Annotated in this window: 5 protein-coding genes; 4 read left to right on the forward strand and 1 reads right to left on the reverse strand. The window is 44.2% G+C overall.

Annotated features, from left to right (window positions below; all coding sequences use genetic code 11):
* The first annotated feature begins 211 nt into the window (after positions 1-211).
* The 3 genes from ACYVAA_RS10515 to ACYVAA_RS10525 all read left to right on the forward strand — a co-directional run bounded on the left by ACYVAA_RS10515 (position 212) and on the right by ACYVAA_RS10525 (position 7,243).
* A complete protein-coding gene (locus tag ACYVAA_RS10515; protein ID WP_460541323.1) occupies positions 212-3,589 on the forward strand; it encodes a VCBS repeat-containing protein in 3,378 nt (1,125 codons plus the stop codon).
* Between the two features lie 164 nt (positions 3,590-3,753).
* Positions 3,754-5,571, forward strand: coding sequence for a DUF3472 domain-containing protein (locus tag ACYVAA_RS10520; protein WP_460541325.1), 1,818 nt, complete (start codon positions 3,754-3,756; stop codon positions 5,569-5,571).
* A 46-nt stretch (positions 5,572-5,617) separates the two neighbouring features.
* The gene (locus ACYVAA_RS10525; protein ID WP_460541327.1) at positions 5,618-7,243 is read left to right on the forward strand and encodes a discoidin domain-containing protein; all 1,626 of its coding nucleotides are present in this window, start codon (positions 5,618-5,620) and stop codon (positions 7,241-7,243) included.
* Positions 7,244-7,992: 749 nt separating this feature from the next.
* Here ACYVAA_RS10525 and ACYVAA_RS10530 read toward each other — a convergent pair.
* A complete protein-coding gene (locus ACYVAA_RS10530) occupies positions 7,993-9,315 on the reverse strand; it encodes a vanadium-dependent haloperoxidase (RefSeq protein WP_460541329.1) in 1,323 nt (440 codons plus the stop codon).
* Positions 9,316-9,918: 603 nt separating this feature from the next.
* Between ACYVAA_RS10530 and ACYVAA_RS10535 the strand changes: the two genes are divergently transcribed.
* The gene (locus ACYVAA_RS10535) at positions 9,919-13,428 is read left to right on the forward strand and encodes a PAS domain-containing protein (RefSeq protein ID WP_460541331.1); all 3,510 of its coding nucleotides are present in this window, start codon (positions 9,919-9,921) and stop codon (positions 13,426-13,428) included.
* Positions 13,429-13,522 lie beyond the last annotated feature (94 nt).

Below are 13,522 nucleotides of genomic sequence, written 5' to 3' on the forward strand. Positions count from 1 at the left end.
AAATCGGTTGATTTTAAAGCCGTTTCGGGCCGTAAAACTTTGGCGCTGTGATAGTTTTTCTAAGGCATATTTCGGGTTTAAGCTTCTACCACGGTTTCTTTGGATAGTTTAGGAGCAAAGGGATTTATTTGGGAGATTCATTTGATCATGATGGTTTACTGACCACTTTGCAGCGTATTAGCTTAACTGTCCCAATTAAAAAACTCATTGTATGAAAGGATTTGGTAAATTTCTATTGTTGGCATTGCTACTTGGATTCTCTTGGGCATGCAAAAATGGAGAAGAGGAAATAAAGCTGCTGGAAGAGCTTTCTCCCAACAGCTCCGGAGTAGTGTTTGAAAATATCATTAAAGAGACCAAGTCACTCAATATCCTGACCTACGAATACCTTTATAATGGCGGAGGGGTAGCAGTGGCCGATTTGAATGTTGACGGCCTTCCTGATCTGATTTTTACAGGGAATATTGTTGAAAACAAGGTTTTTTTGAATAAGGGAAATATGCAGTTTGAAGACCTCACTGCAAAGACCGGTTTGGCCGGACGGAAAGATTTCAAAACGGGGGTATCCATAGCGGATGTCAATGCCGATGGCTATCCTGATATTTATTATTGCTATTCGGGCCCTGGGGAAGACCCGGTCCGAAGAAACGAGCTTTACCTCAATAATGGGGACATGACTTTTACAGAAGTGGCGGCAGCTTACGGACTGGATGCTGTGGGGACATTTTCTACTCAAGCAAGTTTTTTTGATTATGATAATGATGGGGACCTGGACATGTTCCTGCTGAACCATGGAAAGACCTTTTACAACCCTACTTTTAATACCAAAAGACTAAGGGGCACGCGGCATCCCCAATATGGGAACCGCCTTTACAGAAATGATGGGGAGAAGTTTACAGAAGTAAGTGAGCAGGCAGGAATAGACGGTAGTGGGCTGAATTTTGGCCTGGGGCTGTACACCAGTGATGTGAATGGCGACGGTTGGGCGGATATTTACGTGTCAAACGATTACAACGAACAGGATTTCTTTTACCTGAACAATCAGGACGGGACCTTCAAAGAAAGCTCTAAGCAGTCGTTTGATCATCTTTCCAAATTCTCCATGGGAGGAGATCTGGCTGACTACAATAACGACGGAAAAATAGATGTTTTGACTTTGGATATGTTGCCGGAGGATAACTACCGTCAAAAACTGCTGCGCGGTCCGGACAATTATAATACGTACAACCTCTTTGTGGATAGCGGGTTTCATCACCAAAACATGAGAAACATGCTCCACCTGAATAGGGGAGCTGATGAAAATGGAACCCCAATCTTCAGTGAAATCGGCCAGTTGGCCGGCGTATCCAATACGGACTGGAGCTGGACAGGCCTTTTTGCTGATTTGGACAATGATGGCTGGAAGGACATGATTGTCACCAATGGATACTTGCGGGATTTTACCAATATGGACTTTTTGAACTTCACCTATGCCAATGCGGCCAGAGAGGCCAGGGAAGCAGGTAAAGAGCCGGACCTTATCGGCTTGGTGAACCAGATACCGGCCACCAAGGTGCGGAATTATATTTATAGGAATCAAGGCGACCTTACTTTCAAAGATGTAACCGCAGAATGGGGCTTTGATCAGCCCACCATTTCCAATGGGGCAGTTTATGCGGACTTGGATTTGGACGGTGATTTGGATGTCGTCGTCAGCCATATCAACCAAAAAGCTTCCATCTATCAAAACAATGCCCAAGCGCTAGTCGATCATCATTATTTGGCGGTCAAGCTGGTAGGAGTAGAAAAGAACACGGCAGCTATCGGCGCAAAGGTAACGGTGAGCACGGGGCAGGAAATACAGGTGCAGGAGCTTTTTCCGGTCCGGGGTTATCAATCTTCTATGAGCCACACGCTGCACTTTGGCCTGAAAGACCATAAGCAGGTCAAAGGCTTGGAGGTAAGCTGGCCGGATGGAAAGAAAACTTTGTTAAGGGATTTTGCTGCCGATACGCTATTGGTATTGGAGCAGAAAGAAGCAAAACCTGAGACTGATGATGTGCCTGATAAAGTGTCCAACGGGGAGGTACATCAAAGATTGGAGAATGTGACGGTAGCATCGGGTATTGAATTTACACATAGGGAGAATGAGTATGTGGATTTTAAAAATGAGCGATTGCTGCACCAACAGCTATCCCGCTTGGGCCCAAGGCTTGCTGCCGGAGATGTAAACCATGACGGGGTCGAGGACCTGTTCATCGGCGGTGCGGCCGGACAGGCAGGGCAACTCTTCCTTTCCACAGGCTCCGGTAAGTTCAAGCCTGCTTCTTCCCAACCGTGGAAGGAAGATCTACAGAGCGAGGATCTTGGGCTTGTCTTTTTTGATGCGGATGGTGACAGTGATCTGGATCTTTATGTGTGCAGTGGAGGAAATGAGTTTGTACAGGGAGCTCCACAGCTTCAGGACAGGTTGTATTTGAATGATGGGAAGGGCGTTTTCTCGAAAGCCAATGGAGTTTTGCCTGATTTGCGGGGAAGCAATTTGGCCGTTGCGGCAAGTGATTATGACGGAGATGGGGATTTGGATCTTTTTGTTGGGGGCAGAGTGAGCCCGGGTAGCTATGGGGTGTTGCCAAGAAGCTACTTGTTGAGAAATGATACGAAAAATGGGCAAGTGAAATTTGAGGATGCTACTCCAGAAATTTTGGAAAGGCCAGGCTTGATTACCGATGCCTCATGGGCTGATATCAACGGTGACGGAATGGATGAGCTCATCTTAGTAGGAGAGTGGATGACGATAAGGGTGTTTGGCCACTCTCAAGGGAAAATGGTGGAGCTCACGGAAAGTTTAGGATTACAGGAGTTTTCCGGGATGTATTGTAGGTTGAAAACAGGGGATTGGAACAATGACGGCCATGTGGATTTATTGTTGGGGAATATGGGTAGAAATACTCAATTCAAGGCTTCCCCAAGCGAACCCATGCGGCTTTACGTGGCCGATTTTGATAAAAATGGCTCTATTGATCCAATTATCACCTACTACATTCAGGGGCAAAGCTATCCCTTGGCCTCAAAAGACGAGTTGATCGAGCAAATGCCGATTTTAAAGAAGAAGTTTATCCGTTTTGAAGATTACGCAAAGGCTACCATTGAGGATATCCTTAGTGCAGAGCAATTAGCCAAAGCGGAAGTGCTGGAGGCTACCCACTTGGAAAATATGCTGCTTTTGAGTGATGGAAAAGGAGGGTTTTCCCAAAAGGAGCTGCCACTGGAGGCCCAGTTTTCATCGGTTTTTGGAGCAGCGGAGGTGGATTTTACAAACGGCTCTTATCCGGATCTGTTACTTGCAGGTAATTTTTATCCCAACAGGGTGGAATGGGGGAAATATGATGCCTCGAAAGGAACGGTCTTAAAAAATGATGGCGAGGGAAACTTTTCGGTGCAGCCCACTTCGATCAGGGACTTGGATATTTCTGGGGATATAAGGGACATGGTCAAAATTCCTTTAGAGGAGGGCTATTTGATCATCGTGGCCAAGAATGATGCTACCGTTGAAGTGCTAAAAGGCAGTGACAGGAAGAAATCGGAAGATATTGACCAAGAGCATTAACGTCGGTTGAATTTTAAGAAATAGCGGCTAAAACAATAAAAGACCGGCCTTTAAAAGGTGAGCATTTTAGGTCTGGTGGAGTACTATGCCTTTTCCTTACCCTGCTAAGTCTGGTCGGCTAATAGGATAAGCTGAATTTTTATAAACATATAACCATTAAAGAGATGAAAAGAAAATACCCCTTTTGGCAATTAGCCACATGTTTTTCTATGTTTTCTTGTTCTGTGGCGCAACAGGAGACCCCGCCTCAACAAGAAGATGAAAAGCCGGTCAGTTATACGGAAATTTCCATTCCTGCAAATAAATCCTACATAGAGCCTTGGGATGATCAGGCACCGCCAATGAACTATAATCCGGATGCAGATGAGGAGGTAGTGAAGGGCTGGTCATCTGCTGATCATAGTCTGGTGGGATATTATGAATTGACCCAAGGGACGTACATTACCAGCCTTTCTTTGAAAGTGAATTCTTCCGATCAAACGGATTTTCAACTGACCGTAAGCTCTCCTGATGATCCTTCCTACCAAGAGATTTCTTACCAGCAGGTAGAAGGGAGCGGTTCTTTTGAAGAGGTGGTATTTGATACCATTGAGGTGGCCGCCAAAGGGTTTTATCGATTTGAATTGTCCCCAACAGCTGCTTCTGGCAGTGAGGTGGCAGAAGTGGAGAGTTTTCTTTTTAAAACCGAACAAGGTTCCGCCAGATATGCCAAATGGCTTTCTTCTCCATCTGTTCACCTTAATTATAAGCCCGGTGACCAAGTCAGCAGGGAATATGATTGGCTGTATGGGGAAATCAATGTTCCGCAGGGATATGATCCTATGTATACCTTTTACATGTGCATAGGTTTTTACAGAGGATACTTCGGGATCCAAGTGAACCGGACTACGGAGAGAAGGGTGTTGTTTTCAGTTTGGGACAGTTCTGATGTGCCGGATGACAGAGGGGACGTGGATCCTGATGATTTGGTCACCTTGGTGGATAAAGGTGAGGAAGTCTATGCCGGTGGCTTTGGAAATGAAGGGACAGGTGGACAGTCCTATTGGAAATATCCTTGGGAAACAGCAGTTCCGGTGAAGTTTATCATGAATGTGCGGAAGAATGAGGACAATACGGTGCTTTTGTCCGCTTGGTTCAAGGATGTGGAGGAGGAAGGCTGGAAGTATATGGCCACCTGGAAGGCTCCCAAGGAGCAGCGCTATTTTGACGGCTTCCATTCTTTCCTGGAGAATTTTGGAAATCGAAACGGGCAAGAAGTAAGAATGGCGCACTACTATAATATGTGGGGCAAGGAAGTTGATGGAGATTGGATCAATTTCAATAGGGCCACCATGACCCATACTGATGGGGTACCAGAGGGCAGAGAGGACTATGCAGGAGGACTTGTGGACGAAAATCCGTCGCTTTTTTACATGAGTTCTGGAGGGTATACCCATGCAGATGAGCAAAAAGTAAGTGTAGCCACTATTCAAACCGTCTCGCCAGAGGCAGATTTGGGGGCCTTAAAAGCAAGAGTGGATGAGGCCATTGAAAACCAAGTCATACCTTTTGAAAAAGCAGGTTGGTCGGTTGTGGACTTCTCTTCAGAAGAAACTTCAGGGGAAGGTGCGGACAATGGACGGGCTGAAGATGCCATCGATGAAAATCCGGGGACATTTTGGCACAGCCAATGGGCCGGCGCCAATCCCGGGTACCCACATTTTATCACAGTAGATTTGGGAGAAAGTAAAGAAGGAACTGGCTTGATCATCCAAAACCGGTCCAAGAAAAACGGCAGGCCAAAGACTATAAAAGTCCAGGTAAGTGAAGACAATAATCATTGGGAAGAGATCGCAACCTTGGAATTTCCATTGGACGGAGGGGCGGTGAAATTCCCTGAATCAGCCAGTTTCCGTTATATCAAGCTGACCATGGAGTCAGGGCATTTTGATGGGACGGAAGGCGACTTCTTCGTACATGCTGCAGAAATTGGCCTTTTTTGATTTGACTGAATAACTAATCCAATTTTATACACTCAAAGACCCTATTATGAAAAAGTTAAGGTTGTTTTTTATGTTGATCATCAGTATGATGGTGTATGCCTGTTCCGTGGAAGATCCTGAGCCATCTCCTGAACCGGATGAAAATGAAGAAAATGAGGGGGAAGTGGATCTGGGCAATTATGTTTCTGACTACAATTATAATTTAAACGTGGTTTACTTTGTCCCATCAGACATAGAGCCGCTGGAAAATTACCATCAACGCCTATCTGGAATCATGTTGTTTATGCAGGACTGGTATGAGGAGCAAATGACTTCTTATGGTTTTTCAGGGAAGACATTTGGCCTGTTGAAAAGTGAAGTGGATCCTGAATACGTAAAAGTAATTGTGATCAGGGGCAAGGGAGGCCAGGACGATTATCCCTATGAAGGTGGAGGCGGTAAAGCTGGGCAAGAAATCAGGGAGTACTTCCAGGCCAATCCCTCGGAAGAGGCCAGTGCCCACAGCATTGTGTTTATGCCCAGCCGAACAGGTGAAAACGGATGGGATGCCGGTGGGGTACCCTTTTATGGGATAGGAAAATGGTGCTATGCGCTTGACTATAAAAACTTCGATATGAAGTATTGGCAGGACGGATCCCGACAGGGAGAGTCCAATTGGATAGGCGGTACCATTCATGAGCTCGGGCATGCACTGAACCTACCGCACAATAAGCACAAAGCCAGTGATGACTGGACTTCGATGATGGCATGGGGAAACCATGAGTTCACCAAAACCCCAGACAAGGTAAAGCTAACCTTGGCCGATGCGCTCATACTTAACAATAACCAGGTGATGGGCAAAGATACCGGCAGCGATCACTATCAGGGAGATGCAGGGTTTGGCCTTAAGTCGATGAAAATTTTCGCTGATTCGGAGAACTTGTACCTGAGAGGGAGGTTTGAAGCCGATATCGCTGTCAACGGGGTGATCGCCTATAACGATCCCAAGACCAGTGAGGGAGATGCCGACTACAATGCGGTGACCTGGGGAACCAAGGAGATTATCGATGGGGACAGTATCTCCGTGACCATGCCGCTTTCGGGGATAGATGCAGAATTTAGACAGTATCCTTTTGAATTTCGCGTAAGGTTTTGCCATGCAAATGGCAATTTTACCGTGCTGAAGTATGCCTATGAATTTGAGGAGGGCAAGCCCAATATCGACTTTCATCTAAAAGAGGTAAATGAACTTTCCAAGGAAGATTGGAATGTCATTGACGTTTCTTCAGAAGAGCTGGTCGGTGGAGGTACCAATAAAGGGGCGGTAAATAATCTGAAGGATGGCGATGATGCTACCTTCTGGCATTCGCAGTGGTACCAGGCAAACCCGCCTTACCCGCACCATTTTACCATTGACTTGGGCCGCTCAGAAACCGTTACCGGAATGGTCTTTGGCCAGCGTTTGGACAAATACAACGGAAGGGTAAAAAAAGCTACTGTGGAGATCAGTGAGGACGGCGAAAGTTGGACGGATATAGGAGAAATTGAAGTTGGGGACAGTACCAGGGAGTTGGTGGATTTTGCCTCAAGTCAAACATTTAGGTACATCAAAGTAACCGTAACGGAAGGACATGATAATGGCAGTGGAGAGAATGTTTTCTTTACCCATTTGGGAGAGTTTGGACTGTATTGATGAAATTGTTCATAGTGTAAAGGATAAATCAGCCATTCTATCAGCATTCTACAAATGACTATAGGTGTCCACGAATTGCACGGTTTTTCTGTTGTAGGGATACCTGTCAATGATGGGTTTAGACAAGGATATGTGGGAGGGCTACCATTGGTAAAAGGATGGATTGTGGACTGTTTTTAAAAACAGATAGCTACTTAGGGCTCTCTGTGCTCCCCAGGTGGTCTTTGTGGTTAATCAGATAAAGCTAATGATATTGAGCCACTTCTTCCACCGTTTTACAGAGTGATCCTGATTAACTGGTTAAAGTAAAAGGGAAGGCGTTTGAAATGCCTTCCCTTTTTATTTTTTCTGATTCTACGCTTTCTTGCCACAAAGAAAATTTGGTGGGCAAACTTTAGCTGTTGCAAATAAATTATAGAAAATAAATCCTGATAATCAGTGAATTTGTTGTCCCTTCATCTGGCGTGGCCATTGGATGAGGGACGGCGTAATTTGAGCCTGTAGCTCAAATTAACAGAGCTGAAAGCTCAGTTTTATTAAGTCCCGTGGCACAGCGAACGTGACAACAACAGACTTCGTGAAAATTAGTGCAATTCGTGGAAAAGGAGGGGAGTAGTCCTTAATGCCTTCATTTCTTTATGTTTACATGCTTAATTCACCTTAGCTAAATGGGATTAAATCCGAAATTCACAATAGAAAATCTACACCAGGCGGACAGGGATTACATCCTGAAAATATATAATTGCTGTTTAAGATTCCTTTTTGGTCTTTACCCTTGAAATAACATGATAGCCAACGTTTTTCCCTTGCTCCACTCCATTGTCAATGGCCGGCCTATAGTGGATGCCCCCGTAAAGTCTGCTAATGGCTGCTTCTGAGGCGGCTTCCGCAAAAGAGTTGAATTCCCTGATAGGCAATCCATAGGTTACCTCAGTAGAGTCGACTATGTGTACCGTTTCCCCCAATAAATGGGTCAAGGCCACAGAAGCCGAGGTGGAGGCCACGCTATGGCCACTGGTATATTCCGGAAAAGGAGGGGTCTGAAGCAAAGGGAACCAGTCTTCATTGATGTATTGGTTGATATAGGTTTCAGGCCTGATCAGGATGCTGCGGTATTTTTCGTCCCAACAGGAGATAAAAGCATCAAAAAGAGAGATGGAAGTCAGGGCCATGGCCTCCGTTGTTGCTTTCCAGTCCAGCTTTTGGGCTTTGGCGGCAATGCCTGCAATGCCCATCCAATGGCCACCAGGGGTGATTTTCTTTTCGGCAAACATCACGTGCCCTTTGATATTCATCTTGTAAGGGTTACAGTCCCAGAACATGGCAATGTCCTTTTGTTCATCGGTAAGTTCAAGGCCCGTGTCCATGACAACTTTTGCGTCATGGTAAAATCCACTGCCTTCTTTGGTGTCAAAGTCAGTGGGCGGAGCCGGTTTAAATTGACTGGCTGAATCTAGGGTAAATGGACGGATTTTACTCCAATGTGGCTCAATACCTTCAATATAGGCCGGAGGAGTAGGCTTCCAGGAATATTTGCTTGAGGGGACCGTGTACTTTGGGTAGGAGCGTGTCTGGCTATAGTTGTCAGTAGCGGCGTAAGAGAGTACGTGTTTGGCCACTTCATTGCCTAATTTGACGGAGCTTTGCAGTACATCCTCTGGGAGACCTTCTTCCATCATTCGGTTCATTAGCGCCTTTTGGTCTTCGACAATATCCTCTTCGGAGAAAACCAAGGCTTTGGCGACCTCATAGTAAGCCTGCAGTGAGGCCAAGGGGAAATGACATTGATTGGGAATGTCATAGGATTTTTCCTTAAACCCGTTGAGCTGGGTGGTTAAGCTGGTGTAGGAAGGATCCGATAATGCCATCACCTCATAAGCCGCAATGGAAGAATAGGCATATATCCTGCTGGCTACCGGCGGGGAAAAAATGTCGTGGACCATTACCTCGGTGATGTTGAGGTTGGCATCTATCAGGGCTTGGGAATCTTGGAGGGTGTTATGGTAATCAGCCTCTTTACCACAGGAAAGCAAGGTGAAAAAGAGGAAAATATAGGGTAGTCTTTTAATCATAGTAATTTGGAGTTTTTAAACCCGAAATTACTTCTTTTTGATTGGTTTTCAAATAATTATCTTTCGTTTTAAAGGTGAAGTTTACGGATTTGAATGATTTTGGGTAAAAATGGTTTCATTGAATTTGTTGGCCTCTTTCCTATTTTAAGAGGGAAGCATAATAAAAGGAAACTCGTTAAAATGATGCGAGTTTTTTTGGAGGGAGTTAAGGAGAAAATACTTTTTTTGAGTATAAAAAAGTGTGATTTATACAGGTTAATTAATGCTGAAAAAATACTAATAATATACTTTTATGTGTTTGGTGAATAAAAAAGTATAATTTATATTGGTTTAACACAAAAAAAGAAAGAGTGCATGTGTTGTTAATTTTGTACCTTAGTGATTTGAATTATTAGCAAAATGTTAAGGCGGTAAGGATTATTTTCTACAAAGAACCGAAGTTGTGGCGTTGGGGTTTTGAAGCGCTGAAAAGGGTGAAAGGATGCCACCTTTTGGAGTTGTCGGGAGGAAGTTGATCGTGTAGGTAAAGAAAATGTATCATTTTTCTTTTTTATCAAGGCCTGTTAGTGAAGAATCTGTAAAAGCTTAAAATTTTTAAAATTTATGGATGCTGTTCCGAAATATCATACAAATCTCACTCAGGAAATTTTTTCCTTGAGTCCGTTTCCGATGTGGATTTATGATATGGAAACCCTCCGATACCTGAAAGTGAACCAAGAAGCCATCAAGATATACGGTTATTCGGAAGAGGAATTTTTAGCTATGACGATTTTGGATATAAGGCCAAGTTCGGAGGTCCCCAAATTAAAGAAAGCCCTAAAGGAGTTAAAAGAAGGCAGGTTGCCACAGGAGCATGGGGTATTTAAGCACCGGAAAAAAAACGGTGAGTTGATGGATGTACTGATCAAGGGGAGTACAATCCTCTATGAGGGGCGGAAATGTGGGGTTATTACAGGAATTGACCAGACGGAAAGGTACCAGTTGATAAGGGATTTGACCATCAAAAATTCCTTATTGGATCTTATGGGGCAATTAAATGCGCTTTATTTATCTTCCTCCAGTTACCAGGATATTTTAATAAAGGTAATGGAGGAAATAAGGCGCTTCTTTTCTCCTTCTTTTGTGGCCTACTACGAAAAATCAGGAGAAGAGGGCAACAGGACGGTGTTTTTTAAAAAGGAAGTGGTGGGTGGCAAAGAAGACGAATCTGTATTGGTGCAGGAAATCGTTTTGGAAAACCCATTGAGAACCTTTATAGTTGAAAAAAAAGATTTTCTTCAACCTTTGTTTTCCCATCATAAAATTAAGGAAAGTGAGGTAGCCAATTCAGTACTGATTCCGGTCATCATTGGAAATGAGTTATTGGGTTTTATTATCCTGTATAATATTCGCTTGAAGGAAGAGGGGATCAAAACGCTAGAGGATTTTTTTGATACCATTGGAAAAAAACTGTCGGTATTTGCTGAAAAATGGAAACTCTTGGATACGGTTTATTCTCAAAAGAACAAATTTAGAAAGTTGATCCATGAGTCTGCAGACATTATAGCCATATTGACTCCCGAAGCCAAGTTTACTTACCTTTCTCCTAATATACAGGCCATTTTAGGATATGGTTTTGGAGAGCTTTTAGAGAAAAGTGTTTTGGATTTTATCCATCCATCAGATAGGGAAATGGTACTGAAAGAGTTTGAGCTTATTGTTACTTTAGATTCACTCAAGCTATCTCCTTTTCGATTTAGGGATAAAGCGGGTAATTATTCCTGGATTCGGACCATCCTGACCAATAAATTGGAAGATCCATTAATTCAGGGAGTAATAGCCAATTCCTTTGAGATCAATTTGCTAAAGGCCCAGCAGGAGGAAATCGAGATGGTTAATGAACGCTACCGCTTGGCCGCCTCGGCATCCAAAGACCTCATCTTCGATATAGATGTACAAACGGGCCGTGCCACGGTATTGGGAAAGGGCCTAGAAACCGTATTTGGGTATACCCAAGAGGAAACATCCCCGTTTACGCAGTCTTTTTGGGAGCTTAAAATACATCCTGAGGACATAAAAGGGGTATTATGGAGGAGAAGTCAGTACTTGGAAAATGCTTCAGAAAAAAATTTGGTACTGAATTACCGGCTTAAGAAAGGCAACGGTCAATTTGCCCATGTAATCGATTCAAGCAGTGCTATCCGGGATGCTTCAGGAAAGGCCATCAGGTTGGTGGGATCCATCCGGGATATCACCAAGGTCAAGCAGCAAAGCCTGATCGATCAGCTCAAATATCAGGTAGCCAATGATATCGCTCAGGCTTCTACCTTAAAAGCGGCCTTTAAAAGAGGGGTGGAGAGGATTTTGCAGGGTGAATTGGGCCTGACACACATGGAAGTTTGGGTCAAATCTGTCGATGGAAAAAGGCTTGATTTAACAGCTTCTTTAAGCAAGTGTCCTCCCAATAAAACAGTGAAGTCCTTTGATCAACCGATTAAGGAGCTTAAAAGAGGGGAAGGCTTTGCCGGTGCCGTTTGGGAGGCGCTCAAACACATGGTTTGGGAAAACCTCACGGCTTATCCGGATTACCAAGGAAATGCCCTGGTGAAAAGCGCGATTATTAAGCATGGGTTGGGCATGCCTATCATTTATAACCAAGAAGTTTTGGGGGTGGTATTGTGTTTTACCGATGGGGATAAAGGGCTGCTTACGGAGTTGGTGGATTTTCTTTGGGACTTGGTGGAATGGATTGGCCCGGTTTTAAAAAACAGATTGACACAGGAAGAGCTCGGTTTTTTTTTAAAGGTTTCCACGGACTTATTGGTCGTCTTATCGTCCGAAGGTCAGGTTTTGAAGAGCAATAAGGCTTTTTTACAACTTACGGGATATGATACCAAAGACTTATTAAAGCGCAACTTTAGAAGTTTATTTACAGATCCTGAGGATAAAGATTTAAGAACCCTCACTGAGCCTACAAAACCAGTAAACAGTGTTGTCTGTCCCCTCTCCGCCAAGGGTGGTGAAAGCCAATGGATAGAATGGAACCGGAATTACGATGAACAAAATAACCTTATATACCTCACGGGAAGGGATATTACGGAAAAGCGACAGCGAGACCAAGATCTTCAAGGGGCCTTTGACAAGTTGGATAAGGCCCAACGCATAGCCAAACTGGGGTATTGGTCCCGAAAATTGGAGGACGATGTTTCGGAGTGGACGGAAGAAACCTACAAGATTTATGGCTATTCCCCTGCTGATTTTATCCCCACCTATAAGAATGTATTGAGTACCTTTCATCCGGAAGATTGTCACATGATGAGGGACGCGGACCTGAGCCAGCTTCCTTCAGGTGAAGTGCTCACAGTAACCCACCGGATCATCACCGCTTCAAAGGAGGTAAGGTGGGTGGCGCAGCACATTAATTTGGTCAAAGACGAGGAAGGAGTGCCGTATCGGATAGAAGGTGTTGTCCAAGACATTACCGAGCTAAAAAAAGCCAGTGAAAAGCTAAGGGCCAGCAACGAAAGGTTTGAATTGGCTTTGAAAGCGGCCAATGAACTGATTTGGGATATCGACTTGGATAAAGGAGAAGTCTTCCGAAGTAAAGCTTTTGAGGGCAAACTGGATTATAAGCATCACGAAAAGTTTCAATACCAAAATTCTTGGCAAAGTATTGTGGACCCTCAGGATAAAGAGAGGATATGGAAATCATTTGTGTTGACTTGTTCAAAACGCCACAAAAATTACTGGAGAGAGGAATACCGGATAAAGAATAAGCAAGGCAAGTACCTGCACGTCATTGACAGGTGCTTTATTCTCCGTGATGAAAAAGGACAGCCTTACCGTATGGTAGGGGCCATTCAGGACGTGACGGCAAGCAAAACCCAAATGAAAACCATCCACGACCAAAACATCAAACTGAGGGAAATAGCTTGGCAGCAATCCCACGAGGTTCGTGGCCCCTTGGCACAAATCATGAGCCTGATCAGTTATTACGATGAGTTTCGTGATACGGAGGATATTGACAACATCATGGAATTGATCCGGAAAGCATGTGAAAAGTTGGATGAGGTCATTCAGGCCATCACCGAAAAAACGTATGCTCTGGATGAGGAAAACGAAGGGGACAAATAAAGAGCAGTATTCGAAGGATAAAATCAGGTGGAAAACCTATTCCATTAGAGTTTGTGAAAGAAGCCGGCTTTAAATTATCAACACATTAACAGAT

The organism is Echinicola sediminis (assembly GCF_054777495.1).